The sequence below is a fragment of the Streptomyces seoulensis genome (genome assembly GCF_004328625.1).
Lineage (GTDB): Bacteria > Actinomycetota > Actinomycetes > Streptomycetales > Streptomycetaceae > Streptomyces > Streptomyces seoulensis.
Map to the genome: position 1 here is coordinate 5,971,274 of NZ_CP032229.1, position 26,997 is coordinate 5,998,270.

General features: G+C 68.3%; 23 protein-coding genes and 1 pseudogene. 9 read left to right on the forward strand and 15 right to left on the reverse strand.

Going from position 1 to position 26,997, the window contains the following annotated elements:
* Window positions 1–13: 13 nt before the first annotated feature.
* The 4 genes from D0Z67_RS30305 to D0Z67_RS30310 form a co-directional block, all read right to left on the reverse strand.
* Entirely contained in the window at window positions 14–325 is a 312-nt protein-coding gene (locus D0Z67_RS30305; protein ID WP_234312598.1) for a hypothetical protein, read from the reverse strand.
* A gap of 273 nt (window positions 326–598) precedes the next feature.
* Window positions 599–1,846: a DUF885 domain-containing protein gene (locus D0Z67_RS27415; protein WP_078873028.1), complete on the reverse strand. Its 1,248-nt coding sequence runs from the start codon at window positions 1,844–1,846 to the stop codon at window positions 599–601.
* 50 nt (window positions 1,847–1,896) lie between these two features.
* The gene (locus D0Z67_RS27420) at window positions 1,897–2,238 is read right to left on the reverse strand and encodes a hypothetical protein (RefSeq protein ID WP_051887454.1); all 342 of its coding nucleotides are present in this window, start codon (window positions 2,236–2,238) and stop codon (window positions 1,897–1,899) included.
* A 41-nt stretch (window positions 2,239–2,279) separates the two neighbouring features.
* Window positions 2,280–2,762, reverse strand: a complete 483-nt coding sequence (locus D0Z67_RS30310; protein ID WP_234312602.1) for a hypothetical protein — start codon at window positions 2,760–2,762, stop codon at window positions 2,280–2,282.
* Between the two features lie 413 nt (window positions 2,763–3,175).
* On the opposite strand from D0Z67_RS30310, the gene D0Z67_RS27430 reads away from it, so the two are divergent.
* On the forward strand, window positions 3,176–5,152 hold the full coding sequence (locus D0Z67_RS27430) for a hypothetical protein (protein WP_031179275.1): 1,977 nt from the start codon (window positions 3,176–3,178) through the stop codon (window positions 5,150–5,152).
* 507 nt (window positions 5,153–5,659) lie between these two features.
* Here D0Z67_RS27430 and D0Z67_RS27435 read toward each other — a convergent pair.
* Complete coding sequence (locus D0Z67_RS27435; protein ID WP_131589722.1) at window positions 5,660–6,190, reverse strand: hypothetical protein; 531 nt, start codon at window positions 6,188–6,190, stop codon at window positions 5,660–5,662.
* Between the two features lie 166 nt (window positions 6,191–6,356).
* Window positions 6,357–6,818 (reverse strand): hypothetical protein, encoded by a 462-nt coding sequence (locus tag D0Z67_RS27440; RefSeq protein ID WP_031179277.1) that lies wholly within the window; start codon window positions 6,816–6,818, stop codon window positions 6,357–6,359.
* 69 nt (window positions 6,819–6,887) lie between these two features.
* Here D0Z67_RS27440 and D0Z67_RS27445 point away from each other — a divergent pair, with 69 nt between their 5' ends.
* Window positions 6,888–7,568 (forward strand): TetR/AcrR family transcriptional regulator, encoded by a 681-nt coding sequence (locus D0Z67_RS27445; RefSeq protein ID WP_051887480.1) that lies wholly within the window; start codon window positions 6,888–6,890, stop codon window positions 7,566–7,568.
* 3 nt (window positions 7,569–7,571) lie between these two features.
* Here D0Z67_RS27445 and D0Z67_RS27450 read toward each other — a convergent pair whose 3' ends face one another.
* Complete coding sequence (locus D0Z67_RS27450) at window positions 7,572–8,162, reverse strand: TetR/AcrR family transcriptional regulator (RefSeq protein ID WP_031179279.1); 591 nt, start codon at window positions 8,160–8,162, stop codon at window positions 7,572–7,574.
* Between the two features lie 59 nt (window positions 8,163–8,221).
* Here D0Z67_RS27450 and D0Z67_RS27455 point away from each other — a divergent pair, with 59 nt between their 5' ends.
* Together D0Z67_RS27455 and D0Z67_RS27460 are read left to right on the forward strand one after the other, a co-directional pair.
* A complete protein-coding gene (locus D0Z67_RS27455; RefSeq protein WP_031179280.1) occupies window positions 8,222–9,079 on the forward strand; it encodes an alpha/beta fold hydrolase in 858 nt (285 codons plus the stop codon).
* A 177-nt stretch (window positions 9,080–9,256) separates the two neighbouring features.
* Complete coding sequence (locus tag D0Z67_RS27460; RefSeq protein WP_031179281.1) at window positions 9,257–10,297, forward strand: LLM class flavin-dependent oxidoreductase; 1,041 nt, start codon at window positions 9,257–9,259, stop codon at window positions 10,295–10,297.
* Between the two features lie 919 nt (window positions 10,298–11,216).
* On the opposite strand, the gene D0Z67_RS30315 is transcribed toward D0Z67_RS27460, so the two are convergent.
* Complete coding sequence (locus D0Z67_RS30315; protein WP_234312603.1) at window positions 11,217–11,387, reverse strand: Scr1 family TA system antitoxin-like transcriptional regulator; 171 nt, start codon at window positions 11,385–11,387, stop codon at window positions 11,217–11,219.
* A gap of 569 nt (window positions 11,388–11,956) precedes the next feature.
* Here D0Z67_RS30315 and D0Z67_RS27470 point away from each other — a divergent pair.
* Window positions 11,957–13,252 (forward strand): serine/threonine-protein kinase, encoded by a 1,296-nt coding sequence (locus D0Z67_RS27470; protein ID WP_031179283.1) that lies wholly within the window; start codon window positions 11,957–11,959, stop codon window positions 13,250–13,252.
* Between the two features lie 79 nt (window positions 13,253–13,331).
* Window positions 13,332–13,475: a hypothetical protein gene (locus tag D0Z67_RS29815; protein WP_158713882.1), complete on the forward strand. Its 144-nt coding sequence runs from the start codon at window positions 13,332–13,334 to the stop codon at window positions 13,473–13,475.
* Between the two features lie 161 nt (window positions 13,476–13,636).
* Here the strand turns inward: D0Z67_RS29815 and D0Z67_RS27475 are convergent, their stop codons facing one another.
* From D0Z67_RS27475 to D0Z67_RS27485, 4 genes are all read right to left on the reverse strand, one after another.
* Window positions 13,637–14,023 (reverse strand): SRPBCC family protein, encoded by a 387-nt coding sequence (locus D0Z67_RS27475; protein WP_031179284.1) that lies wholly within the window; start codon window positions 14,021–14,023, stop codon window positions 13,637–13,639.
* 269 nt (window positions 14,024–14,292) lie between these two features.
* Window positions 14,293–14,415, reverse strand: a complete 123-nt coding sequence (locus D0Z67_RS30015; RefSeq protein WP_223179115.1) for a DUF4287 domain-containing protein — start codon at window positions 14,413–14,415, stop codon at window positions 14,293–14,295.
* Between the two features lie 262 nt (window positions 14,416–14,677).
* On the reverse strand, window positions 14,678–15,481 hold the full coding sequence (ppk2, locus tag D0Z67_RS27480) for a polyphosphate kinase 2 (RefSeq protein WP_031179285.1): 804 nt from the start codon (window positions 15,479–15,481) through the stop codon (window positions 14,678–14,680).
* A 683-nt stretch (window positions 15,482–16,164) separates the two neighbouring features.
* Window positions 16,165–16,521, reverse strand: coding sequence for a hypothetical protein (locus D0Z67_RS27485; protein WP_131589723.1), 357 nt, complete (start codon window positions 16,519–16,521; stop codon window positions 16,165–16,167).
* Between the two features lie 197 nt (window positions 16,522–16,718).
* Between D0Z67_RS27485 and D0Z67_RS27490 the strand changes: the two genes are divergently transcribed.
* Window positions 16,719–17,645 (forward strand): AraC-like ligand-binding domain-containing protein, encoded by a 927-nt coding sequence (locus tag D0Z67_RS27490; protein WP_234312604.1) that lies wholly within the window; start codon window positions 16,719–16,721, stop codon window positions 17,643–17,645.
* Between the two features lie 283 nt (window positions 17,646–17,928).
* Here the strand turns inward: D0Z67_RS27490 and D0Z67_RS27495 are convergent.
* Window positions 17,929–18,648 (reverse strand): annotated as a pseudogene (locus tag D0Z67_RS27495) (IS5 family transposase).
* A gap of 790 nt (window positions 18,649–19,438) precedes the next feature.
* Here D0Z67_RS27495 and D0Z67_RS27500 point away from each other — a divergent pair.
* Both D0Z67_RS27500 and D0Z67_RS27505 read left to right on the forward strand, forming a co-directional pair.
* Complete coding sequence (locus tag D0Z67_RS27500; RefSeq protein WP_078873056.1) at window positions 19,439–24,589, forward strand: DUF6531 domain-containing protein; 5,151 nt, start codon at window positions 19,439–19,441, stop codon at window positions 24,587–24,589.
* An 11-nt stretch (window positions 24,590–24,600) separates the two neighbouring features.
* Window positions 24,601–24,984 (forward strand): hypothetical protein, encoded by a 384-nt coding sequence (locus D0Z67_RS27505; RefSeq protein WP_031179290.1) that lies wholly within the window; start codon window positions 24,601–24,603, stop codon window positions 24,982–24,984.
* Window positions 24,985–25,397: 413 nt separating this feature from the next.
* On the opposite strand, the gene D0Z67_RS27510 is transcribed toward D0Z67_RS27505, so the two are convergent.
* Window positions 25,398–25,616, reverse strand: a complete 219-nt coding sequence (locus tag D0Z67_RS27510) for a hypothetical protein (protein ID WP_031179291.1) — start codon at window positions 25,614–25,616, stop codon at window positions 25,398–25,400.
* Window positions 25,617–26,002: 386 nt separating this feature from the next.
* Window positions 26,003–26,968 carry a pirin family protein gene (locus D0Z67_RS27515; protein WP_031179292.1) on the reverse strand — a complete coding sequence of 322 codons (966 nt, stop codon included), beginning with the start codon at window positions 26,966–26,968 and terminating at the stop codon, window positions 26,003–26,005.
* Window positions 26,969–26,997 lie beyond the last annotated feature (29 nt).

A 26,997-nucleotide genomic window follows, 5' to 3' on the forward strand; every position in this document is an offset into this window, starting at 1 on the left:
CGCGCGGAATGCGTCAGCGCGCCTGCCCGTGCACGCTGAGCCGCAGCGCGCGACCGGACGCCTGACGAGCCGCTCCCGCGGGCCAGACGACGTCCACCGGAATGCCGTGGGCACGTGCGTACGCCACCATGTGGGCGGTTGCGTCGTGGCCGCAGGACGGAGAGCCGTCCCAGATCGCCCACAGTCTGCCGCAGCCGCGGATGAGCTGCTCGTCCGCGCTGACGCAGGCGTCCCGGTCCAGCGGGTCGAAGGGCAGCACCTTTATCCCCTCGGCCAGTGCCAGCAGTTCCCGGTGCGCCTCCTCGTCCTGGGGCGAAGCTCCCATGGAGGTCTCTGAGTGTTCGGGGAAGCACACCACCAAGCTCCGCCCCGCCTCACGCACCATCCGCCCGAACTCCAGAGGCAGTCCCGCGCCGGCGCGTACAAGCCCGGTCGCGTCCATCGGCAGGCCGTTCAGACGTGCCCGTAGATCGTCCCGGACCAGCCCCCATGTGTCCGGAGTCAGGTCGACGTGTCCCAGTGCTGTGATCATCCGCCCGCTCCCCTCTTCACCATGTGCCGTGTTCCGCTCGTGTCGTTCCTGTCTGGTCCCTCATGGTCAGTCGGCACGGTCTGCACGTGTGAGCTCGGTGTGTAAGAGGTCCAGGCCCATCGGCCCCAGGTTCAGGGCCTGCTGGTGGAACTGCTTGAGGTCGAAGTCGGTGCCGTCGCGGCGGCGGGCCGCTTCACGCGACTCCAGCCACACCTTCTCCCCGAGCTTGGACGCGATGGCCTGCCCGGGGCGCCCCAGGTACCGGTCGATCTCGAAGTCGACGAAACCTGCCGGACCGAGTCCGCAGTGCTCGGTGAGGAACGTGCGGCCCAGTTCCGGAGTCCACCGCTCACCCTCGTGGAATCCGGTGCCTTTGGGAATGGGGAGTCTCAGGTGCAGGCCGATGTCGAGGACGATCCGCGCGGCGCGCAGCAGCTGTCCGGTGGCCAGCATGCCCAGACGGTGTGCGGGGTCGGCGAAGTACCCCAATTCGTCCATCAGTCGTTCGGCATAAAGGCCCCATCCTTCGCAATGTCCTGGGTGCAGCTCGAACGCCAGCCGCTGGAACCGATTGAGGGTGGTGGTGTTCAGCGCTGTTGTGCCCAATTGGAGGTGATGGCCTGGAGCCCCTTCGTGGAACATCGTGCCCGGTACCGTCCACGTCGGAATCAGCCCGTCCGGGGCTGCCCGCGTCCACCAGATCGTTCCGGGGCGCGACAGGTCCTCGCTGGGCGCCAGGTAAACGGCGGGCCCCTCGCTGACGGATATCCGGCAGTCGATCCGCCGCAGGGGCGCGGGGAGCGTGAAGTGCGTCCCGTCGATGTCGGCGATGGTGCCGTCGGCGAGTTCCTGCAGCCAGTCGCGGAAGGCAGCCGCACCCTTGATCTGATATCGGGGGTCTTCGTCGAGCGTCGCCAGCACAGTCGGAACCGGTTCGCCCGGTGCGATTCGTGCTGCGGCTTCGACCATGTCCCGCTGGATCCGGGCCAGTTCCTCCCAGCCCCACGCATAAGTCTCCTGCAAATCCAGCTGGATGCCGAGGAACTCGCGCACCCCCAGCTGGTATCGGTCCTCGCCCAGCGCGTCCAGTTCGGGTGCCAGCGGTGCGAGTTTCTTCGTCAGGTATCCGGCGAACCGCGTCAGCGCCACGTCCGCAGCGGCCACCGCTCGGTCCAATGCGGCCCGAGGCACGCGGGCGCCCGGCGGGTCCCGTCTCGTCGGGCGCGGCTTCGACAGCCCCGGCTCCCTGGTCCGCGCCCTCACCACGGACGTCCACCACTGGACGGGAGGCGGACAGCAGGACGACATGGCCATCCTCGCGGTCGCCCGGGAGCCGGTGGCGGACGGCCCGCTCCCGGGCGGGGTCAGGTAAGCCGCCGGCCCAGCTTCGCCGACCGCCGGTTGTGTCCCTTCGTGTCCCACCACTCCTCCAGGTGGGTGTGGACGAGGTGCACGAGCTGCCGCAGCCGGTCGGGCGGGGGCGCGGGTGAGCCGAGGACATCCGCCCAGGACTTGTCCTCCCAGGGGAGGGCGACGGCCCACCGTTCATCCGGGTGGCCCTGGCGGCGCACCGTCAGCGAGTACCGCAATGTCGCGCTGCGGTCCGGATGGTGCTCGACCGTCATTCCGCCGACCTCGAACCGGAGTCCGTCAGCGGTGATGTACGAACGGCTCAGGGCCTGCTCGGCCGGTGTCTGTTCCTCCACGGGTATCCGCCCTTTCACCTCGGCCCACACCGACACCCTGTTCAGCAGCGAGCGGCACCGGCGGCGGCCGGCCGGTCGACGTTGTAGGCCGTCAGGAGGTCGCCCCGCCCGGCCGGTGTACCGAGGATGGTGCGGAACTTCTCCACTCGCGGGCACTGGTTGAGATAAGTGGAGTAACCGCCACGGCCGTTGGGGCTCCCGGTGTCGATGGCGGCGCTGATCTTCCGGTCCATCGTGCTGTTCCAGCCGTGCCGCGCCTTGATGTGCTTCCAGCCCCAAGTGCTGGTGCCACAGCGCAGGGTGTAATAGCTGGGCGGGCCGACGGGCACCCGGCGGTAGTACTTCTTGAGGACGTAGGTCCGGCTGTGGCTCCTGCACGTCGCGTCATAGCTGTTGGCCCGCGCGGTGACGGTCGTCCCGGACACGGGTGACGCGGCGGACGCGGAACCGGCTGCCGGGATCAACAGAGCGGATACGGCGGTGGCAGCGGCGAGCGCTGCCCTGGCCGCAGTCCTGTGCAGCATGTGTTCCCCCTTGATCTCCCCGTGGTCAGCGAGGAGTTGAAGTTTGTACCAAGCGCCTCATTTGTGACGCTGCTTCACCGTTTCATCGCTGATCACATGCCGTCAACCGGATTTGCGGGGCGAGTTGACGGGAGACGCCGGACCCGCGCCGCATCTGCGTGAGGTACGAAAGGCCCCGCGGCCGCGAGAATTCGATCATTCTTGCCTCGTCGGCGGCGGGAAGCGCCGAGTCTGCTGGGTAGTCTCATTGATCTCGTTCGATGGCGAGGACACAGGGGCGGCGGGGGGCCGGCCAAGTACCGTGTCGGCGCTCCGGCATCGACCGGAGGTCGTTCCGCTCGATCACAGCCCCCGCAGCATGTTCCCAACGCACTGTCGGGCAAGAGGCATGCCCGCGCGAGACAGGAGTTGTAGTGGCACTGAAGATACCCAGATCACGGACCGCCGTCGCCGCGTGCGCGGCGGCAACCGCGACGGTACTCGCGGTGGGCACGGCGCTGCCTGCCGCCGCTGCTGGGTACGCGGCGTCGGCTGGCCCCTTCGGTTCCGCGGTCGGTCTGTCCGGCACCGGCAGCCGGCAGAGCCTGATCGACGTCAAGGTGGCGGGAGACGGCACCGCGTTCGCCCTGTGGCGCAACAAGGCTCCCGGCGCCCCCACTTGGGACATCCAGGCTGCGGTCAGGCGCGCGGGCAGCGACACGTGGTCCGCTCCCCGCTCCCTGTTCACGAGCGACAACGAGACCGCCCCGGCCGTACTGACGGTGACCGCCGACGGGCACGCCGACGTTGCCTGGACGACCGGCAGCTACACCGACAGCTCGCTGGCCGCCGTCTCGGCCGGATGGGACTCTGCGACGGGCCGGTGGTCGGAGCCGGTCACGCTCACGTCCTACGCCGGAATGGATCTGTCGATGCCCCAGTTGGCCACGGCGGCGGACGGCACCGTCACCGCCGTATGGGTACAGGGCGACGCAGGCTGGAACTATGAGGCGATGACGGCCACGCTCGCCCCCGGCGCGACGGCATGGTCGACGCCTCACCGTCTGGGAAGGTTCTCCGACGGCTTCATCGAGCAGTTCTCCCTCGCGGTGGCTCCCGATGGAGCGGCCACGACGGTCTGGGACGCCTGGGACAGGAACACCGACTCCGACGTCGATTCCATCGTGACCCGGGCCACTCCCGACGGAGACTGGAGCGCCCCGGCCGCCCTGCCGGGGACGGACGCCAGGTCCACCGACGTCCAGGTGTCCATGTCCGCCGGGGGCGCCACCACCGTCCTGTGGCAGAAGGCCACCAACGGGATCGAGGCGCTGAAGTCGATCACCAGAGCCTCTCCGAAGGGCAGTTGGGGAGCCGCGCAGACCGCCGTGCCGATCGTCCAGGACACCGACGACAGCGGCCCCCTCACCGGCCCCAACGGGGACATCACCTATGTGTGGGCGGGCTGGACCGGCAGCGCCGGCATGCCGATCATCCAGGCCGTCACCCGCAGCGCGAGCACGGGCGCCTGGTCCGCGCCGAAGACACTGTCCACCGGGTACGTCAACTGGCAGGTGGACGCGTCCATCGGTGCGGACGGGACGGTACAGGTCGTGTGGCCGCAGACACCCGGCATGGACAACGGCAACGACCACTACCTGGAGTGGGCCGTCCGCACCGCCGGCTCCTGGAGCAAGGCCACCGCGCTCAACGCCACACCGGTCCCGGACATCCCCGACGTGGACGCCCTGACGGGCGAGGTGGCGGCAGGATCGGACGGCCGGGCCACCGTGCTGGGACGCACCGCCCTCTACGCCCCCGGTTCCTCCGACCGCTACACCTCACAGGTGTGGAGCCGGTCGCAGACCCTGCTGACCAAGCCGAACATCACCCAGCAGGCCACGGTGACCGGCACCGCCCGTACCGGGTCCAAGCTGACCTGCTCCGCCGCCTGGTCCGGCTACCACGCGACCGCCACATGGTCATGGCTGCGTGAGGGCAAGCCCATCTCCGGCGCCACCGGCACGACGCGCACCCTGACCTCGGACGACTACACCCACAAGATCGCGTGCAAGGTCATGGTCAGCAACGGCGCCGGTACGGTCAACTCCACGGCACAAGCCGCCACAGTCGCCGCCGGCCCTCCTCTGAAGGCGACCAAGGCCCCCGCCCTCAGCGGCACCCCCAAGGTCGGCCACCGCCTGACCGCCGCACCCGGCACCTGGTCGCCGACGGCCACCTCGTACTCCTACACCTGGAAACGCAACGGAAAGGCCATCACCGGGGCCACCAAGCCCACCTACCTGCCGCTGAAGGCCGACAAGGGCCAAAGGCTCACGGTGACAGTGACCACCCATCGTTACGGCTGGACCAACGGAACGGTCACCACCGCAGCGGTGACGGTGCACTGAGGAAAGCTGTGGCCTATGGGGCTGATTCAGCTGCGGATGGAGGACACAGGCTATGACCCGGCCGCGGAGGATGATGCGGCCGAGGTGGGCCACGGCGGAAGCGTCGAACGAGGGGCGGTGTCGTAGGCGACGAGAACGGCAAGGGTTCCGCCGACCAGGCCGGGCGGCCAAGGTAGGAGCGGGTCGACCACGCGGCCGCACCCAGCGCCGCCCCGGGCGACAGGCGCGCACGGACGAGCCGCTCGATCTCCGAGGTGACGGTTCCGCACGGAAACCTGTCGGTGCCGGCCAGGATGGTGACCTCGTGTGCGGCCGCCACTTGGCAGCATCGCGTCCCATCCGGCCCGTCACGCGCTCACTGGACCGCGAGGCCGCCGCGTCAGCGAAGGCGACGTTGGCAGTGGGTTCGCCGTCCCGGACAGCCCACAACGCGTCCAGGCCGCCCGGCGGCACAAGCGTCGGGCCCGAATCAGCAGACTGAGGCTCTCCTCTGCCGCCATTGAGACCTCACGGGAGCCCTGTGGCCTGCCGAAGTTTCGTTCGCTGACCAGGACCGGCCAGTTTCTCCGCCAGTGTCGCCACGACACCCGCATGCTGCGCGAACACCGCCCGGCACTGCTCGCGTTCGGGATGTTCGCTGTCACTGCCGAACCAGAGCACCGACGCCTCGGCGCCGGCGTCGATCGACTCGGAGAACTCTGCGATCGTGACCAGAAGGTCCCGTAGTCCGGACCGCGCAGGGACCCGGGGGTCATCGGCCAGGCGTAACAGGAACGGCAGGGCCATCGGCGCGGCAACGTTCATCGCCGTGATGCCGTCGAGAAGGGAGTTGGTGAGCGCTCGGTTGGCTTCGGATGCTGCTTCCCGGTCGAGAAGGGTGCGCAGCAGCATCGGAATCCCGGCGGGGCACTCCGGGAACCCGGACCAGCGGACATCCTCGCACCCCTGGAGGGCGGGATGGCCTTGGCCGGCATCAATCGCCCGTGGGTACGCATCGAGGAACCGACCGATCGCCGCCTCCTTGGCAACCACATCCACCCTGCACACCAGGCTGTCCCCGTCCTGCCGACAAGAGGCCCAGGTTCCGCATCTATCGCACTCTTACGCACCCGCGCCGTCAAGGAGAGCCACGCGGAAATGGCTACGGGAACGCGGCATCGTCCCGCGCATCGCACGTCGAGAGCCCCGGCGCCCCGCCCCTCGGCTATACGCCCTCGGGACGCGAGTCCCTTTCCCGTTGCGCCCGGAGCGCACCGCCACTGTCACCGGGTGGCGTCCTCCGCGCCGGAGCAGCGGCGACCAGCAGCGCGGCGAACACGAGGGGAGCGGCTGTCTGGTACCCCATCCACACCTCACCCCCCGCGCCGCTGCCCTGCCTCGCCATCAGGAAGCCGACCAGGGCTGCCAGCATCCAGCCGCTGTCATAGACGATCATGAGTCGTACGTAAGTGCGCATCGACCGGCTTCCCGAGTACCCGAGCTCGGCGCCGCCGCCGAACAGCAGGGCCAGCCCTGCGACGACCATCAGCCAGGTTGCCGTGCCGAGCAACCTGCCGAGCGGGGCGGCACCGGCGATACAGGCAACAGCGAGCAACACCTTGAAGACGCCGTCGGCGAGGGCACCTACCGTCTGGCGGGTCACCCGCGACCCCGCAACTTCGGCCATGAGCATCCTCCTTGAAGCTCGTCCCGACCGATCTCGTAACGAGATTACGGTAATAATCGAGCTATGAGAATGACGAGAGCAGAAGCCAAGGAACGCAACCGGCGAGCCTTGCTGGACGCGGCGTTCGAGATCGTTTCCCGGGACGGATACCGGGCCAGGCTTGACGAGATCGCCGAACGCGCCGACCTGACGACCGGCGCCGTCTACTCACTGTTCGGGAGCAAGAACGGCCTGGTGGTCGCCCTGGTGACCGACTACCTGCGGCCGTACTACGAAGAGGTCGAGCGGGCGGTCCCCGCTGGACTGGATCTGCTGGAAGCGGTGGACGCCTTCGCGCGGCACTACCGGCGCGGCTGTGACGGTCCTGACGCGCTGCCTCGTCTGTCGCTCCAGATCACCCTGCTGGACATGGCCCTCCATGACCCGGAGTTGGGGTCCCAGCTCGCCACGTCCGTCCGATCGCAGGAGAACCACCTGATCGCGCTGTTCACCGGAAGGGCGCATAACAGAGGGCATGTGACGTTGCGTCAGGCAGAGCGTCTGACCACCGCACTCAGGGCGCTGCTCGTCGGCCTCAGCCAAGGCGTCCCCCTCGGCCTGGCCCCTGGCGCCGACGAGGATTACTTCGCCGCGGCTGCTCGTGCTCTGGTGACCGACGTATCCCTCATCGACCACGACTCGGCCCCTTCGCGAGGGCGCCGCGGAAAACCTACGGACGCCGCAACGAGGCCGAGCACGCGACCATGCTAGAGATCAGTCCTCGCCGGCCCCAGCGATTGCTGTGCGCAACAACTCGGCCATCGATCTCCCCGCCACCCGCAGCGGTTCCGGGTCACGGGCGGCCCGGCTGAGCATGAAAGCCCCCTCCAGCATCATGATCATCGAGTACGCAAGGGACTGCGCAGCCTTCGGTTCAGCCACCCAACGGCTGAACCACTCCGTCGCCGCGCCGACCCACTCCTCGAAAACCTCCGCCGTCGCGATCCGCAGCCCCTCGTTGCTGCTCGCGACCTCCAAGGCCACCGTCCCGATCGGACACGCGTCGGCATAGTCGGCCGCCGCAAGGTCGTCCGCGGCGGCTTCGAATGCGTGCACGAGCGACTCCGCCGGGTCCGGCACGCTGTCCAGCAGAGCCAGGACCAGGCGCCCGTACTCGGTTCCGGATGTTCGAATCATCTGCTCGGCCAGTTGCTGCTTGCCGCCGGGGAAGAAGTGGTAGATCGACCCGAACGGCGCGTCCGCCTCAGTCGCGATGCGCTTCAGGCCGGTGGCCGAGTAGCCGTATCGGCGGAACAGCATCGCGGCGGCGCCCTGGATCCTGGCGCGCGTGTCCGGCTTTCCCATTGCGTCCCCCTCTTCCCTTCGACAAGATTACAGTAGAACGATCTATCAAGGGGGTAGAAGTGCCGAGGATCCAGCTGTCGTCCGGACCGATCGACTACCAGGACACCGGCGGGGAGGGGCCTGTGCTGGTGTTCGGCCACGGCCTGCCGATGAACGAGACCCAGTGGCGCAAGGTGGTCCCGCTGCTGCACGGATACCGCTGCGTCCTGCCCACCCTGCCCCTGGGGGGTCACCGTCAGCCGATGAACCCGGATGCCGACCTGTCGCAGCGCGGTGTCGCCCGGCTTTTGGGCGAGTTCATCGAGGAACTCGGTCTGGACCAGGTGACTCTCGTCCTCAACGACTGGGGCGGGGGCCAGTTCCTGGTGTCGGAAGGGCGGGATCAGCGGATCGCGCGCCTGGTGCTGGTGGCATGCGAGGCCTTCGACAACTTCCCTCCGGGGCCGGCCAAGGCCATGGCGCAGGTGTGCAGGATTCCCGGCGGCGTCTGGCTCCTGACGCGGCTCATGCGCGTTCCCGCTTTCCGTCACCACCCGGGCGGATACGGCGGGATGAGCCTGCGGAGGGTCCCCGACGAGATCATGGACGACTGGTTCGCCCCCGCCACCCGCAGCAGAGCCATCCGCAGGGACTTCGCCAAATTCGCCACCGGGGCACCCGGGCGCAAGACCTTGCTCGCCTGGAGCGAGCGTTTGCGTGCCTTCGACCGCCCGGTACTGGTCGTCTGGGCGACCGAGGACCGGTTGATGCCGCGCGAGCACGGCCCCCGGCTGGCCAAGCTGTACCCGCAGGGTCGGCTGGTCGAGATCGCCGACTCGTCCACCCTCATCCCGGAGGACCAGCCCGAGCGACTTGCGGAAGCACTCACCGGGTTCCTGATCGAAACTGGAGCAGATCCGGTTCGACGCGTCTCCTAAGCCTAGTTGGCGCAGACCCGGGTGCATCCGAGCGGGGGGGGGACTCCGGAGCCCTGATCGACGGCTGCGCCGTCATTCCGATCACACGGTTGTCACATTCAACTGAGAGAATCGGGCTCGTTCCCGGCCGAGTGTGGCCGGAGCGCTTCGAGTGTTGTCCGAGTGGTGGAGGAGGCCGTGGCGTCCATGTCGCGTCCGCTGCGCAAGCTGGGGTTTTTGACGATCGGGCTGTTCGATCCGGCGGAGCCCGCCCGGGGGCACGCCGAGACGTTGGAGATCATCGAGCTGGGCGAGCGGCTGGGCTTCGACAGCGCCTGGGTACGGCACCGGCACCTCCAGTACGGCATCTCGTCGCCCGTCGCCGTGCTGACGGCCGCCTCGCAGCGCACCCGGCGCATCGAGCTGGGCACGGCGGTGATCCCGCTGGGCTGGGAGAACCCGCTGCGCCTCGCCGAGGACCTGGCCACGGTGGACGTGCTTTCCGGCGGCCGCCTCAATCCCGGGGTCAGCGCAGGGCCGCCCGTCCACTACGACCAGGTCAAGGAGGCGCTCTATCCGGCCTCCGCCGAGACGGAGGACTTCGGGTACGGGCGAGTGCGGCGGCTCCTCGACTTCGTCGAGGGTGAGCCGGCCACCCACTTCAAGGGCGCCGAGGGCTTCGAGGAGTACTCCGACGTCGTCCAGCCGCACTCTCCCGGTCTCGCCCGACGCATGTGGTACGGCGGCGGCAGCCTGGCCTCGGCGCGCTGGGCCGGTGAGCAGGGCATGAACCTGCTCACCAGCAGCGTGGTCAAGGCCGAGGACCCCGACGCCCCGCTGGACTTCGCGGCGATCCAGGCGGCCCAGATCCGGGAGTTCCGCGCGCGGCACCCCGAGGGGGCGGCGGCCCGGGTCTCCCAGGGCCTGGTGGTGATCCCGACCGACTCCGCGACGGCCGAACAGCGCGCGCGGTACGCCGAGTTCGCCGCCGCCCGGCTGCCCCGCACAACCTCCCCACAGGGTCCGGCGCGCCTGCTGTTCGCGCCGGACCTGGTGGGCACCAGCGTGGAGATCGCCGACCGGCTGCACGCGCACGCGGGGTTCCGCGAGGTGGACGAGGTGGCGTTCGCGCTGCCGTTCACCTTCCGGCACGAGGACTACGTACAGATCCTCACCGACATCGCGACGAAGCTCGGCCCCGCGCTGGGGCGCGCTGACGGCGGGCACCTCAGCGGCTGATCACCAGGGGTCCGGTGACGTACTCGTCGAGGGGTCTCTGTTCGGAGGACGATCGCCGGCGGTGTCGGTGAGCTGGGATGTGACAGCGGGCTGGTGGAGGAGTTCGGGTGAGGACCCCCGACGGGCTGGATGAGTGTCGCTGATGTGGGACCAGACAGGCCCGTCCGGTCTGCAGGCGCAGTTGGCACAGGAAATGCCGAGCAGCGTCACAGCGTTCGCGTTCGGGCAGAGCGTTCGGCTTGTGCGTGGGGTCATTGAATGACCCGGAGCGACATGATGTCGGCCGTGTCGTGTTGTGGGACGGTCAGCAGCTGGACACATCAGTTGCCGTTGACGTGCCACTCACGGACACACACGGAGCGATCATTTCGGCAGGGGATCTTGGGGCCGCCCTGCGAAGCGCAGTGGCCGACTTGTCCGACGGCGAGGTCGAGGAGGCACCACGCGATGCCTTCGGAATCCCGGCGGTCGACGCCTAGCCGTTCCGGGAGTGAACCGCGACGGAACTGACTTGGTCGAGGCGCCCACGGCTGTGCGCTGGTCCCTGACTGTCGGTCGGGGCGGACCCGCCCAGGAAGAGTCACCAGGGACGACGTGAACTCTCCAGAGGCTTCACAGCCACGGCCCGACCGATGTGCGAGCTGCCGCCCGTCGAGCAGGTCCTGGGGGACGCAGCAGCGTCGTGCCGACCCGGGCCTGGGTGATGGTGCCGGGCTCGCCGTGGATGCCGGAGGTGCCGAACCGTGCGTCGCGCTTGTCATCTATCGCGCCGAGGGCGAACGGTTCGGCCCGCTGTCCCCGCCGTCGCGGCCTGTTCGCCGTCGTATGGCCCGCCCCCCGACACTGCGGCCGTGAGGGTACTTCCCCACCGCCGGGGGAGCCTGTCGGCGGATTCGATGCTCACAGATCGTCGCCGCGCTCAGTGGTGGCTTGCCGCGTCGATGTACATCCTGGTGACGCCGGCGATGAGGACGCGGCTGCCGGCGGGGCTGAGAGCCTGGGCCTGAAGGCGGTCGTGCAACACGCTGTAATGCTGCACGTCGGACGGCTCGTCCAGGTAGGGGTCGCTGGTGAACCGTCCCAGACACACCACCTCCGCCGCGGGACCGTCGGCGCACCGCGTGGGCGTAGGTGCCCGGATTCCTTGGCCATCTGCAGCAGGGCATCGGTGGCCTGCTGGTCCGTCACCCCGTAGAGCACACAGGTCGCGCACATCGCGGGGGGCTGATGGCGCGGCGGCCGTTCTCCAGGTGGCTGACCCTTGGGCTGGGACACCATGAGCTGCTCGGCCACTTCGGTGCTCTTCAGCCCACTGGCCTGGCGGAGCCGGCGGAGCTTCCTGGGCAGTGCGCCGACCTGGCGAGACGGTCCGTGCCCACGCCGACGCCAAGAGCTCGGTCTTCGCACCGTGGCCGTCTCGTTGATCAAGCGTGTGGTGCACAGCGTCTCGCGGGCCGGCAGTAGCGAGGCCACCGTCATCGACATTGCCTCGCCGGGTACGCGGAAGAGTGCCCCGAGCCGTAAGGCGGCGGCGCAAGAGCGTGCCTCACGGGGCAGGTACGCTAAGGCAGTTGCAGAAGCCTCCTCGCTCCATCCGGGTTCTCGCGGTGAGCCATGGCCTGCGGCGAACGGGTCTTCGGGCATGGGGAAAGAGACAGGGTGCTGATAGCGGGCCGATACCGGCTGCGGGACGTCATCGGGCGGGGGGCGATGGGCGAGGTCTGGCGCGCCGTCGACGAGATACTGGGCCGAACGGTCGCCGTGAAACTGATGCTCACCCAGCATGCCGACCCCACCGCGGTATCCCGCTTCCGGCTGGAGGCACAGACCGCCGGGCGCCTCAACCACCCCTACGTGGTCGGTGTCCGTGACTTCGGCGAGTACGACGACCGGCTGTTCCTGGTGATGGACCTGGTCGAGGGCGACAGTCTCGCCGGGGCGCTCAACGCTCAGGGAACCTTCCCTGCCGAACGCGTCGCCCGGGTCGCCGCCGAGGCCGCGGACGGGCTCGCCGCCGCCCACCGTCAGGGCATCGTCCACCGCGACATCAAGCCCGCCAACCTCCTGCTGGACGCCGACGGCACCCTGAAGATAGGCGACTTCGGCATCGCCCGCTTCCTGGACGACCCCGGCAACGCCCTCACCGCCACGGGCCAGATCGTCGGCACCAGCCTCTACCTCGCGCCCGAACGCGCCCTGGGCCGCCCTGCCGGCGCGGCCTCCGACGTCTACTCCCTGGGCTGCGTCCTCTACCAACTCCTCACCGGACGGCCGCCGTTCCAAGGCGACTCCGCACTCGCAGTGCTGCACCAGCACCTGGACGCCGTCCCCGTACCGCCCAGACAACTCTGCGCCGATCTCTCGCCCGCCTTCGAGAACTACCTGCTCGGCCTGCTGGCCAAGGAGCCTCAGGATCGGCCCACGGCCGAAGAAGCGGCGGCCTGGTTCGCACACGGCCACTGGCGCGGAGCCCCGGCGCCCCTCCCACGTGAACACGCCCGCCGCGACGAGCGACCCGCCCCCAGCGCGGCACTCGGCGGTCCCACGACGTCCCCGCGCACCGCGCCCGTCGGGAGTGCCTTGCCCCCCTCGACGGACACCGAGTGGACGACGAGCGTCCACCGAGCCGTGCCCCGCCGCACTCGCGCGTCACGGCCGCGCCGGACCGGACTCGTGGCCGCGCTGGGCACCGTCGCCCTGTTCGCCGTGGCGCTCCTCATCGGCATGAGCTGGTTCTCTCCTGACACCGGTGCGGCGAAGAAATCACAGGCCGATCCGTCGACTCCCGCCTCCTCCTCTCCGTCCGTACCGGCGTCCTCCGCCTCTTCGGCACAGCCCGCCGTACAGGAACCCCGGAAGCCGGACGACCACACCAAACCCTCGCCCGACGAACAGGGCAAGCCCGACAAGCCTGACAAGCACGCCGGCAAGGGCAAGGGCAAGGGCAAGCACTGACGAGAGCCGAGCATTGACGCATCCTGGAGGCCCGGAGCTTCGCTGACGCGGCGTACCCGCTTCGTGAGGTGGCCCTGGTGTGGCCCGCAGCCCCTTCGCGCAGGCCGGGGCGGAACAGCCCGGTGCGCAGGTCGGGGAGGAAGGCTTTCTGCACGATGCGGCGGAAGCGCCGGCGTTGGGCGAGGGTGGGGTGTCGGAGGTCGGCGGCGAAGCGGGGGAGTGAGTTCGACGAGCAGTGGCTTCGACGCTGCCTGAGCAACCCTGAAATGTGCTGCTGACTCGGCACGCTCATCCGTCCCCGCCTGAGCACTTTCCGGAGTGCGCCGGCAGGACGAAACGCGATGATCACGCATCCTGCTGGATCAGCGCGGCCGGCCGGTGAGGTCAGGGCTGCACGAGGCGGTGCAGTGCGAGGCGGGCCAGGGGCGCGTAGGTGAACAGGACGAGCCTCGGGCCGTGCATCGTCAGGCTGGTGGTGGTGCCGGGCCCCTGTGGCTGCACCTCGTGGTGCAGCCGGAGCTGGACGCGTCCAAGGCGTACGCGCCACGTCCAGGTGCGGCGGTCACCGTCGACGGCATCCACGACGAAGGCGGCGCGGATACCGGCGACCGATTCGACCGTGCCGCTCATACCGGGCCGCAGGCGGCGGGCAACGCAGTGCACTGTCTTGATGTGCGGAGACCACGACGCCCACTGGTCGACGCTCGCGTAGCGCTCCCAGGCCGTATCGGCACTGGCCGCGCCGCTGGCGCACAGGGTCACGCGCGCCATGACGGGTCAGAGCGCCGTCGGGGCGAGGGGCTGGTACGAGCTGGTGTCATCGGTCCGGTCCTGACGCTGGGTGAGGGCTGCGCCCGCGGTCTCGTCCCAGCATTCCGACGGGCATGGCGGCTGTCACGGCGAATTGCGGCAAAGGGAGCAGGACGCCTCGTGCACTCGGGCCCACGGACGAGGCGTTCGGGTGGCGGAGGTTTCCCGCCCGGTTCGGCCCCGAGCGTCGACCGGCTCAACAGGCCTTCCACAGCCCGCAGGGTCCACGGTCAGTTGGCGCCGCGTTCGGCGAGGGTGTGGGCGACAAGGGCGTTGGCGTGCCCGTGACCGAGGCCGTGCTTCTTCTCGATCGACGGGAAGTAGCTGGCGGGGCCCTTCAGCGGTGAGGTCATGACGCGGCGTCCTGTCTGTCTGAGTAGGTGGTCTCGGGGTGCTGCCGCGCGTGCGGGAACCGGGGCCGCTGTCGCAGCACGGTCGGGGCGAGGCCGGCCGGCCGGGCGATGGCTGCGGTGAGTGCGAGCAGGCCGAGGCCGGCCGCGGCGGTGAAGGCCGGCCGCCCGCGGCCGGTTGTGGGGCAGCTTGCCCAGCATGACCGGCGTGCCGAGGTGGCACGAACACGGTGACTGCCGTCGTCCCGCAGCGATCGTGTGCGGCTCAGAGGCTCGCGGTGTGATCGGGGACGTAGTTCTGCAGATCGCGCGGCGGTCGCTCGTATCCGGTCGACGGCGGCCGAGGCGGCAGTTCGAGAACCGGTGGCGGTACCTCGTGGTACGGCACGGAGTCCAGCAGGTGGGCGATCATGTTGAGGCGCGCGCGGTGCTTGTCGTCACTCTCGACGACGTACCAGGGAGCCTCGGCGGTGTCGGTGTGGACCATCATCGCGTCCTTCGCCCGTGAGTACGCCTCCCAGTGGGTGATCGACTCCAGGTCCATCGGCGACAACTTCCAGCGGCGCAGTGGATCCTCCAGCCGGCGCCGGAACCGCTCCTGCTGCTCGGTGTCGCTCACCGAGAACCAGTACTTGCGCAGCAGGATTCCGTCCTCCGCCAGCATCCGCTCGAAGATCGGGCACTGCCGCATGAAGAGTTGGTACTCCTCCTTGGTGCAGAAGCCCATCACATGCTCGACGCCGGCGCGGTTGTACCAGGACCGGTCGAAGAGCACGATCTCGCCGGCGGCCGGCAGATGCTCCACGTACCGCTGGAAGTACCACTGTGTACGCTCGCGCTCGGTCGGCGTCGGGAGTGCCGCGATCCGCGTCACCCGCGGATTGAGACGCTCCGAGACCCGCTTGACGGCGCCGCCCTTGCCCGCCGCGTCCCGTCCCTCGAAGACGACGACCAGCCGGGCGCCCTCCGCCCGCACCCACTCCTGCATCTTCGCCAACTCGGTCTGCAGACGCAGTAGTTCCTTCTCGTACGTTGCGCGCCGCAGGTTTGCCGCCTTCTTGCCGGCCATGCCGCTCCACCGCCTGCCGAGTCAGGACGTCACCCAGGACCAAGGTCGAACACCAGGACATCACCGTGGTTCCGACGCAGAACGCTACGCCACCGCGACAGGCCGTGGGCGGCCGCCACGCGCGTGCGCCGTCGTGGCCAGGGCGACGGAACCGATCCGTTCGAGTCTCCTGGCCGGAACTGGACCAGCCGTCCATGTCGTCACGATGAAGTGGTGTGGGTCTTTGCGGGCAGCGCTCGTCCGGCCCCGGGTTGCGCCCGGCAACCGTCGTTTCTTCGCATCGAACTGCCCGGGCAACGGCATCCCGATCACCGACGTCGCCGAATTGATGGGTCACAAAAGCCGTGAGAACCGGAACCGCCCGTCGGTGGTTCCGGTTCTGTGAGAGGCGCAGCGTGGCCGACCGCCCGGTCACGGTCCGTGCTGTGACGCCGGCCGCCCCCCCCCCGTGCGGGCATCGACGCGCTCGACTCACCGCCCCAGGGGTGGCCGTTGTGGTACTGAGCCGTTTCCGCGAAGCGCATCGGCCGCCGGCTTGTCGCGGATCGCCTGACCGCATGGTTTTCAAGGTCCTGCGGACGCACCAACCGCATCACCGGTTACGGGACAACCTCTCGTTCATCTCCGCACAGAGCTCGCCGACGTGGGCCGATGCGTCCGATCGGGCGTCCTCAGAAGGAGCCTCAGGCCCCCCACTCCGCATAGTCTCCGATGATCCTGTCGCCGAGGTTGCACCATGCGACGCTCTCCGCGCTCGCCCATACCCAGGGACCGTAGTGCGTGTACTGGTAGCCGCCCAGGGTCTCGCACTTGATCACTTCACGGTACCGTCCCGAGTCGCACCAGGTCTTGTTCCCCTGATGGCCCGCGCTGCCGGTCACCCGTTGGCCCCAACATGAGGCCAGCGCGGAGTCGCTGGACGCGGGGAGGGCGGTCACCGACGAGCCGCTGTCCGCCACCGCGCTCGGCGCGACCGTCATCGCTCCCCCCAGGACGAGCGCCGTAGAGGCCAACGCCTTTGCGATACGACCTTTGATCATGCAGATCTCCCAGGTGTCGACGAGATGTGTATGCGTCGCCGGGTCGCTCCGCCCGGCGCTTGATCGCTCGTCGACGACCGTACGCGCAACCCGCGACCCGCGAGCACCCATATGCGCACCGTGACTCTCCAATTCGTGCACGGTGCACAATTGGGACTGAACAGCACATGCGCACAGGGGGCTGGGGGTACATCGGCATGACCGACCGCAAGGATTCCCGATTAAGGGGAACCGAGTCGTTCGAGGCAGTCGCCTCGGCCTTGTTCGCCCCGTTGCGGGTGACTGATCCCGGTCCGCAGGGGTTCGAAGCCGTGGTGGACCACGCGGTCATCGGACCCGTGGTCGTCGCCCGTATCCAGGCCACCGCCGCGACGGTGACGCGGGACAACCGCAGCATCACCTCCGGCGACGTGGAGTGGATGCATTTCACTCTGCACCACCACGGCCCGGTCACGGCGATCCAGGACGACCGGACCACGGCGGTGAGGCCCGGTGAACTGTTCGCCTGTGACAACACCCGGCCCTACCGGCTCATCGGTGCCGACCCCAGTGACATGACCGTGCTCTGCGTTCCCCGGGCAAGTCTGGGCAGGCACGCGGACTCCATCAGCCGGCGCACGGCGCTCCCCATGTCCACTCAGGACGGGATCGGCAGACTGCTCGGCCACGCCCTGTCCGCAGCCGACGAGGACCTTCCCGTTCAGCGTGTGTCACGTACGTATCTGGCCGACGCGCTCACCGCACTCCTCCTCGCCGCCTTCGCCGACACCACCCCCGAGCGGGCGTCCGTCGCCAGCGACCTTGCCGACCGCATCCGCGCCTACGCGCTGGCCCAGCTCGGCGACCCCTGCCTCAGTGCAGAACGAGTCGCGCACCAGCACCACATCTCCGTCAGGTACCTCCATGCGCTCTTCAAGGGCGGTGACCTGACCTTCGCCTCCTGGGTCCGCCATGAACGCCTGCTACGGATCCGCCGAGACCTTCTCGACCCCGCCTCCGCGGACATCCCCACGGCCAGGATCGCAGCACGATGGGGAGTACACGACACCAAACACCTCGGCAGGTCCCTGAAACGCGAGTTCGGCGAATCCGTCAGCGACCTACGCCGCAAGCAAATGGACTGAGCGGCAGTACGCGCCCGCCGCTCCACTGCGACGAAGGCGGCAAGCAGGGGGGGGACTCCGAAAAGCCCTGGCTCCCGCGCACCCACAGCGCGGCGCAGACCAGGACCAGAACTCCTACGGGCGCGTTGATGAGCAGCATCCGCCCCGACGTGCAACTGCTCAGGAGCCCGGCCGATTTCAGCCGTCTGTGCGCCGCGTGTATCTGCCTCAGCCTAGGCGTACGCGAGGGTCGATGCCCCTGTCTGTCCTCATCTGATGTTGATTGGCTGCCTGAGAAGTCATCTCATTTGGCGAGTCTGCGGTAGCAGATGAGGGTGCAGGCGATGGCGGTGAAGGCGAGGAAGTGCTCGGCCTCGCGCTCGTGGCGACGATGGAGGCGACGGCATCCGGCGAGCCAGGACATCGTGCGTTCGATGGTCCAGCGGTGGCGGCCGAGCCGCTGCGAGGTCTCGATCCCTTTACGGGCTATGCGGTGCCGGATGCCTCGCCGGGATCGGAGGTATGCCCTTCACGAGCGGGATCAGGGCCTGGCTGTCGTGGACGTTGGCACCGGAGATTCCGACAGACAGGGGCAGACCGGTCCGCTCGGTGAGCAGGTGGATCTTCGAGCCGTACTTGTCCCGGTCGGCAGGATTCGGACCTGTCAGGTCCCCCTTTTCAGGGCTCGCATGTTCACCGATTCGATCGCGCAGCGGGACCAGTCCAGGTCACCACGGGAGCCGAGCTCGTCGAGGACCAGGCGATGCAGCTTGGCCCACACACGGGCCTTCGACCACTCGGTGAACCGCCGGTGAGCCGTGGCACCGGACGGTCCGAACGACGCTGCGGGAAGCTGCTGCCACGTGCAGCCCGACGTCGCCACAAATACGATCGCCGCCAGTACCTCGCGGTCGCCGTGCCGGCGTCGGCCGCCGCCTTGAGGCCGCGATGGCGCCTCCGGCACGACCCGCCGGAACAGTTCCCACAACTCGTCCGGCACCAATCGCTCGACAATCTCCACCACAGCCGACAGCCTACTCAGCCAAATGAGTTGAATTCTAAGGGAGGGACGTCTCTCGGCCCACCTTGAAGCCCGCACCCGACGCCGTAGAACCAGGTGTTAGCCGGGGCTGACAGATGTCGCTTGCTCTGTGATATCGACTCGCATCGGGTTGATCTGTTCCCGCCGCCCCTAGATACTTCCGCAAAGAACGCAACAGTGGATGCGTCCAGTCAGTCTGTGAAATGGTCGTCCGCTGTCTGGGGATTTTCGCCCAACGCCGGGGTCGGTTGGGGGAGGAGGGGCCAAGTGACAGGGGCCGAGTTTCTGGCAGGACAGACGCACTGGCATTGCCACGCGGGGGAGTTGAGCGTGAGGCGCTGGCAGAAGGCACCCTTCGTTGGCCTCTTGTTGGGGATGCGTTCATTTTCGGTCTTGTGCCCTCTCCGGCCTTTTCAGGTCAACCTGAGCTGACTAATTCGTCACTGCGAGCTGTCGACCAGGGCGAGTGTCGTGAGGGCTACCTCGAACCTCCGGCGCGTTTCGGTCTCCGTCATCAGGTCCCCTTGATCGACAGGCTGAATTGATCAAGCATCACTGGGCCCACTCTTCACTTCGACCCCTCAGGTGATTCATCATGCGCACACGCGCGCGAAGATCTGTCATAACCATCCTGGCCATGGTCTTACTGGCCGTAGCGGGTGTGGTCCCCTCCTGGGCGGCGCCCGAGCAAGACCCGCCCTCCGTGCCGACCGCTGCGGTGATTGAGTCCAAGCCCCGTACCGCCGCAGACCTGCCCAAGCCGCCCAAGGCCATGACGCTGGGCGAGCGACGCAAGCAGGTCACCAGGCACCGACTGGACCGGTCCCCGGTCAGTGACTACATGAAGGCGCCGGGCAGGAAGCCGACCGGCAAGCTCGGCCGACCTGACGGCCAGGGTGTCACACGCGGTCCCGCCGCCCAGTCGCCGAATGCCGTTCGTCCCGGCGTAGCGGCCGCGCCGGAGAACCCGACCTGGGTGTCGTCCTGGGCAACGGCCTATCCGGGTCTGCTGTCCATCGGCGGACATGTGAAGCTGCCCAAGCGTGGGTCGACCTACAGCGGAATGTGGTTCTACGTCCTGGACGAGGCGGGCAACTTCGTCATCCAGCAGGAGATCAAGAAGTCGACGGACGACCCCAGCGGCGACACGTCGCCTACCGGGGTCTGGTGCTACGACTGGTGGTCAAGTAACTCCTACCCAACCGACGAGTGCTTCTGGTGGGCCAGCAACGCTCTTGGCGGCCCTCTCCAGGACGGCAAGAAGTACTACGCGTGGATCTTCCTGAACAGCTCTGACGGATCATCCAGCCCGCAGGGAACGACCTCCCCGCTGGTGGAAGCCTTCTACACCCCGGTCATCCCCGGCGCTCAGGCCGGCATCTGCACCTGCTACGCGCAGGCCCACCGTGCCGACCCGGTCAACACGGCGACCGGCATGTTCTACGAACAGCTCACCGACGCCTCCCTGGTGGGCGCCGGTGTTCCACTCACTCTGGAGCGCACCTACCGGTCTGACTCGACCGTCACCGGCCTCCTCGGACGCGGCTGGTCCACCCCGTTCGACACGAGTCTGGCGGTCGCGACGGGCAAGGTGACGTACCGGTCGGACGACGGGGCGTCGTTCGTGTTCACGCAGGCCAGTGACGGCTCCTACACATCCCCAGCGGGGTCTGCGGCCAAGCTGGTCAAGGGCACCAGCACCTACACGATCACCACTCCGGACCACATCAAGCGGACCTTCGACAGCGCCGGGCTGCTCACCGCTGTGGTCGACACCGCAGGCAAGGGCCTGAGCCTGACCTACACCTCCGGGAAGCTCGCGTCCATCAAGGATGCAGCCGGCCGTACCACCTCCTTCACGGTCGGCAGTGACGGGCTGCTGTCCAAGGTGGCTCTGCCTGACGGCACTTCGGTGTCCTACACCTACACGGCCGGCTTGCTGACCTCGGTGACCGACCCTGCGGGCAGAGCGTCGTCCTACGCGTACGGCACCGACAAGCGGCTGTCCTCCTACACCGACCCGGCGGGCGGCAAGGTCGCCAACTCCTACGACACTTCCGGCCGGATCAAGTCCCAGACCGACCAGAACGGCAAGACGACCGCGTTCACCTGGGACGGCAAGAGCGAGTCGCACACCACGGCGCCCGACGGTGGCGTGTGGACAGATGTCTACGCCGGCAACGTCCTGATGGAGACGATCGACCCGTACGGCAAGAGCGTCAGCTACGACTACGACCGCTACCTGCATCCCGTCGCGATCACCGACCAGCGCGGCAACACCACCTCCATGACCTACGACAGCGCCGGGCGCATGCTCACCCGCAGCGCACCGTCGGCGCTGGGCTACTCGGAGAGCTGGACCTACGACTCGGCCGGCAACATCACCAGCCACACCGACGGCCGAGGCAACAAGACGACGTACACGTACAACTCTTCGAACCAACTGACGGCTGCCACTGACCCGTTGACTGGCAAGATCGCCTACACCTACACCGGACTCGGCGCCCTGGCGACCGTGACCACCCCGCGCGGCAAGACCACCACCTACGGGTACGACACGGCGGGCAACCGGACCTCGGTCACCACCCCGCTGAACGAGAAGACGACCTTCACGTACGACAAGGCCGGCCGCGTACTGACCAAGACAGACCCACGCGGCAACGTCTCAGGCGCCGACCCGGCCGCCTTCACCACGACGTACACCTACGACGGCCGGGGACTGCTCAGCTCGGCCACCGACCCGCTGGGTCACACCACGGCCTACGAGTACAACGGCGCCGAGCAGGTGACGTCCGTGCGGAACCCGGCGGGCGACAACAGCACGTTCGCCTACGACGACACCGGAAACCTGACCCGCGCCACCGATCCCTCCAACGCCTTCGTCAGCCGCGTCTACGACGCGAGCGGACGCCTCACCTCCGAGACCAACGAGGCTGGCGGCAAGACCACTTACACCTACGACAAAGTCGGCCGCCTGCTGAGCAGCGTCTCCCCGCGCGGCAACGTCTCCGGCGCCGACCCGGCCGCCTACACCACGAGTTACACCTACGACGCCGCCGGGAACCGCACCGCGGTCACCGGACCCACGGGGGCGTCCACGACGACGACCTACGACGCGATCAACCGGCCGCTCGTGGTCACCGACCCCCGCAAAAGCACCACGAGCTACACCTACGACGCGAACGACAACGTCACCAAGGTCACGGATGCCGCGTCCAAGACGGTCACCTCCGTCTACGACAAGAACAACCGGCTCACCAGCAGCACCAACCAACTGACGAAGACCACCGCGTACGCCTACGACACCGACGGCAACCTGCTCAGCCGCACCTCCCCCCTGGGCGGCAAGGCAAGTTGGACCTACGACGCGGACGGGCGGCAGGCCACCTCGGTCGACCCGCGCGGCAACGTCTCCGGGGCGGACCCGGCCCAGTACACGACCACCTACGGCTACGACCCGGCCGGCAACACCACCACGGTCACCGACCCGCTCGGGGGCGTGACAACCACCGCCTACGACGCGGTGAACAACGTCCTCAAGCAGACCGACGCCGACAAACGCGCCACCGACTACGGCTACGACAAGCTCGACCACCTCACCGAGGTCACCGCCCCCGGCGGCGCGAAGACCGCCTTCACCCGTGACAGCACCGGCAACGTCACCACCCGCACCGACGCCAACGACCACGTCACCACCTACGGCTACGACACGGCCCACCGCCTCACGTCCGTCAGCGATCCGCTGAAACGTGAGACGGCCTACGAGTACGACGCCGAGAACAACCTCACCAGGAAGACCACCCCACGCGGGATCACGGGCTACACCTACGATCCCCGCGGCCTGCTCACCAAGGTCGACTACTCCGACTCCACACCGGACGTGACGTACGGCTACGACGCAGCCGGACAGATGACCGCCCGCGCCAACTCCAAGATGTCCGAGGACTTCGTCTACGACGCCCTCGGCAACCTCACCAAGACCCGCGGCTTCGCCTACACCTACGACGCCGCCGGACAGATGCTCACCCGCAAGTACTCCGACGGCAACACGATCACCTACACCCACGACAACGACGGCCGCATCGCCACCATGGCGGCCGACGGCAAGACCACCACCTACACCTGGGACGTGGCCGGCAACCTCACCACGTCCGCACTGCCCAACACCGAGACAGAGGACCGCACCTACGACCGCGCGGGCCGTCTCACCGCCGTCACCTCGGCCAAGGCCGGCACCACGGTCACCAAGACCGCGCTCACCCTCTCGGCCGCGGGCCTGCCCTCCCACATAGACGTCACCAGGGCCAGTATCGGAAGCGGCGGCTACGACCTCACCTACGACCCCGCCGGCCGCCTCACCGCCGGCTGCGCACCCCAGCCCTGGGCCACCGGCTGCCCCACCACCCGCGCCACGTCCTACACCTACGACAAGGTCGGCAACCGCCTGACCTCCACCCTGGGTACCACCTCGACCAACTACGCCTACGACGCGGCCGACCAGCTCACCTCAAGCACCACCGGCTCCGCCATCACCGCGTACGGCTACGACGACGAGGGCAACCAGAACAAGGCGGGCAACGACACCTTCACCTACGACCTCGCCGGCCAGATCTCCGCCGCCACCGTGGCAGGGGCCGCCTACACCTACGACCACGACGCCGAGGGCAACCAGGTCACCGCCAGCAAGGACGGCGCGGTCACCAATCGCACCCAGTGGGACCCGAACGCCGCGCTGCCCATCCTGGCCAGCGAGTACGACAGCGCCTGGGCCCTGAAGCAGTCCTACCGCTACGACCCGCTCGGCCAGCCCACCGCCACCGCGACGGGCACCGGGTCACTCTTCTACTACCACCACGACACCCAGGGCTCGCCGGTCGACGTCACCGGCAACACCGGCACCCTGTACCAGCGCTGGTCCTACGACTCCTTCGGCACCCGAGTCCTGGCCACCGCCACCAGCGGCGCCCCCGCGAGCACCCCGTCCTACACCGGCGCCCGCTACGAGACCACCACCGGCAACCTCGACCTCCACGCCCGCCAGTACAACACCGGCACCGGCCGCTTCACCCGAACCGACCCCGCCACCCGCGACCAGGCGACGCCGTACGTCTCGCCCTACGCCTACGCCGACAACACACCCAGCCTGCTGACCGACCCCAGCGGGCTGACCCCCGCCGACCCTGATGACGAGCACGTCCACAGCCTCGGCCAAGTCCTCGGCATCTTCGGCAACGCCTTCGTCGACGTCTTCAAGTCGCCGTTCGTGTTCATGGGCGACGTCCACGACGCCTTCACCGGCGAGAACGGCGGCGCCGGCGGCTTCGTCGACAAGTACCTCCCCATCCGCCCCGCCTACCGCCTCTACCGCGCCGAGAGCATGCTCCGCGACCAGGGCTGCGACACCTTGGCCGACCTGTACAGGGACGCGGCAGATGAACTCACCCAGCAGATCGCCGTCACCGGGGTCGGCGGGCTGACCGGCTGGCGCCGGGACGTCTACGAGTCCGAGACTTCCGTCCTGAGATCGGAAGGAGCGGTTCCCAAGCGTGGCGTGCTCGATCAATCCGCCAAGACGTTCGATGAGGCCGAAGGGCGCATAGCCGAGCTTCTCCTGTCCGAGGGGAAGAACGTAACGGCGCTCGTGGAGTCGGTCATTGACGGTGTGAGAACACCGGATGCCGAAGTGAACGGAGTCAGGACGGAGTTCAAGAGCCTGGAACCGGGTGCCTCTGCGAACACCGTCAAAAACGCGCTGAACAAGGCAAAGGGGCAGGCGCGGCACGCCATCATCGATGTGCGTGGAACTGGTCTGAGCGAAGACGGGGCCCGCGATGGACTGGGCAAGTTCTTGCGCAATAATCCGCCCGGCCGGATGGATTACATCCGGATCGTAGGAGACGCCTACGACATCACCTACCCCTAGGAGCATGATCGATGACCGCATATCACGAGATCTTCATGCATCCCGGTCATCCCGAGGAGACGCTTCTGGCGGACCTGGCCGAGGCCTGCGGTGTGAGGTTGCGGCTCATTGGCCATGAGGGAGTGGACTACGCCGCAAACGTAGGGGACGCAGCACTCGAGCTCGAGCTGGATCACGACTACGAGGAGGACAAGGGCGTCCCGTTCGAACGCTACCGCGCGGTGCTGACCGTTCGGGATTTCACCGGCGACAAAGATCGTGAACGGTTGGTGGCCGAACGTCTCTTCCATCGCCTGGCAGCCCTCCAGCGGTACTGGCTCGTCCTGGTCCACGACCTCCAGCGAGTCATCGACCGCAGTGCCCCGCCGGGAGAGGAACTGTACCCGCCGGTCTGAGTCGGTGCGCTCTCGTGAGACGACGAAGCCCCAGCCCCGTTCGGCTGGGGCTTCGTCGTAGCGTGATCGGTAGTCACACCAACGCGTGCGTTCCTAGACTCCATCCCGAGGTTCAATTGGTAGCCCACCTCTAGCGGGAGGCGGCCATCAGTGGAGTCGGATAACGCAGTGTGGGGGGTTGGCCGCAAGGGATGCCGCGGAGACGGGTGCAGTGGTCGGTGCGCTGCCCGGGAGAGCGGCACAGGTCGAGCATGCAGCGAATGCGGCGGCGCTGGTCGGAGAACCGACGGAGACACCAAGACTGTGTTCACGAGAGTAGGCCGCGACTGAAGTAGGGCGCGAATGTGCTGCTGCTTCCTGAGTGAGGCGCCGGCCCCGGGGCGCCTCAGGTGCCCCGGGGCCGGCGCTTCGTGCTACCGGAGGCGTTCGGCCGTCAGAACAGTGGTGTAGGCGATGACGGAATACGGTCGGACGCCGAGTTTGCCGGTGTCGCCCTGCAACTGTTCTTCGGTGGCAAGGAGGTTGCCGGTGGCCTGGTCGAAGACCAGGGTGCGCTTGTTAGGGAGACCGCCGAAGCGGCCGGTGAGGGAGAACGCTTCGAGCGCGGTCGCTCGTGGTCGGCTTCGGTCCACGGGTGTACGCCCCTCGCTGTTGGTGTTTGTCGAGACTTCACAACTGTGACGCTGCTGTCTCGCTGCCGGGATGCAATTGAAGCGGTCGGGTGTCTCATGGGCGTGATGGCTCGCTGTGACGTGCGGTGTGGACGGCGCCGCCGGCAAGCGGGATAGGTGGGGTTAAAGCGTGAGCGATGTCCAGTCCCAACCTGACAAGCCGTCAGTAAAGTCAGCATTGGGTCAGCATCAGTCCGGCCAAAGCTGGCCACGGTTGGCGAAGCGTGCACTTCGCCACTGGGCGAATCGGGCCAGCTAAGGTCGTTTGCTTCAGCGACCTGGCGAACCGTGGCTGGGGCTTCCGGGTAGGCGCACTCGGTGATGAGGACCGACGAGGAAGTTCCAGTTCAGCGCACTCTCCCTCGTGGCTTCAGTGGTGCGGCGGGGAGTTGAGGGGCTGTCAGTGGAGCGCCGTCATACCCCTTCACCTCCCCAAATCGCAAACCCTTCATCCAGTCCTCCCGAGCCCGGCTGATGTCCTCCTGCGTCCGCCCCACGAAGTTCCACCACATGAGCAGCTCCTCCGCGAACGGTTCGCCGCCCAGCAGCATGACCGAGGCGTCGGAGTCCGCGTGGAGGGGGAGGGAGTGGCGGCCGCAGCCGAGGTAGAGCATGGAGCCCGGGGTGACGGGGACGCCGTCCACGTGGACGGAGCCCGACATGGAGAGGACGCCGTACTCGAAGTCGGGGTCGAGGGGGAGGCGGGTTCGGGTGCCTTCGGTGAGCGTCAGGTCGGCGCCGACCAGGGGGGTGTACGTCGTGCCGGGGGACGTCGTGCCGTCCAGGGTGCCCAGGATCACCGTGGCCGTGAGGCCGGGCGCGGTCACCGTAGGCAGGTCGGCGTGGTACTCGAAGTGCGGCTCGGTGTGGCGGTGTTCGTCCGGGAGGGCCACCCACAGCTGGGCGCCGTGCAGATAGCGCGCGTGGCGCTTCGGGCTCTCCTCGGAGTGGCTGATCGCCCGGCCCGCCGTCATCAGGCCCAGCTCGCGCGGGCGGATGGTCTGCAGGCTGCCCGTGGAGTCCCGGTGCAGCACCTCGCCCTCGTGCAGCCAGCTCACCGTCTGGAGGCCGATGTGCGGGTGCGGGGGTACCTGCATGCCGGGCTCGTCCGCGATGTCGTCCGGGCCGTAGTGGTCCACGAACGCCCACGCGCCGATCATGCGCCGCCCCAGGTTCGGCAGCAGCCGGCGGACCTCGGTGGACTCCCCGAGCTTCACCGTACGGGGGCTCAGCAGCTCACGGACCGGTTCGGCGACGACAAAGCCACGGCCACCGCATGCGCTCGGCTCGGGCGCGAGGTCAAGGTTGCTCATACCGCCAACTTAGCGCCCGGCCCGCCGGA

Coding starts and splice junctions, on each gene's coding strand:
- D0Z67_RS30305 (WP_234312598.1), bottom strand. CDS start 325: ATGGGAGCTTCGCCCCAGGACGAGGAGGCGCACCGGGAACTGCTGGCA.
- D0Z67_RS27415 (WP_078873028.1), bottom strand. CDS start 1,846: ATGGCCATGTCGTCCTGCTGTCCGCCTCCCGTCCAGTGGTGGACGTCC.
- D0Z67_RS30310 (WP_234312602.1), bottom strand. CDS start 2,762: ATGCTGCACAGGACTGCGGCCAGGGCAGCGCTCGCCGCTGCCACCGCC.
- D0Z67_RS27440 (WP_031179277.1), bottom strand. CDS start 6,818: ATGGCCGAAGTTGCGGGGTCGCGGGTGACCCGCCAGACGGTAGGTGCC.
- D0Z67_RS27445 (WP_051887480.1), top strand. CDS start 6,888: ATGACGAGAGCAGAAGCCAAGGAACGCAACCGGCGAGCCTTGCTGGAC.
- D0Z67_RS27450 (WP_031179279.1), bottom strand. CDS start 8,162: ATGGGAAAGCCGGACACGCGCGCCAGGATCCAGGGCGCCGCCGCGATG.
- D0Z67_RS27475 (WP_031179284.1), bottom strand. CDS start 14,023: ATGGCGCGCGTGACCCTGTGCGCCAGCGGCGCGGCCAGTGCCGATACG.
- D0Z67_RS30015 (WP_223179115.1), bottom strand. CDS start 14,415: ATGACCTCACCGCTGAAGGGCCCCGCCAGCTACTTCCCGTCGATCGAG.
- ppk2 (WP_031179285.1), bottom strand. CDS start 15,481: ATGGCCGGCAAGAAGGCGGCAAACCTGCGGCGCGCAACGTACGAGAAG.
- D0Z67_RS27485 (WP_131589723.1), bottom strand. CDS start 16,521: ATGATCAAAGGTCGTATCGCAAAGGCGTTGGCCTCTACGGCGCTCGTC.
- D0Z67_RS27490 (WP_234312604.1), top strand. CDS start 16,719: ATGACCGACCGCAAGGATTCCCGATTAAGGGGAACCGAGTCGTTCGAG.
- D0Z67_RS27500 (WP_078873056.1), top strand. CDS start 19,439: ATGACGCTGGGCGAGCGACGCAAGCAGGTCACCAGGCACCGACTGGAC.
- D0Z67_RS27505 (WP_031179290.1), top strand. CDS start 24,601: ATGACCGCATATCACGAGATCTTCATGCATCCCGGTCATCCCGAGGAG.
- D0Z67_RS27515 (WP_031179292.1), bottom strand. CDS start 26,968: ATGAGCAACCTTGACCTCGCGCCCGAGCCGAGCGCATGCGGTGGCCGT.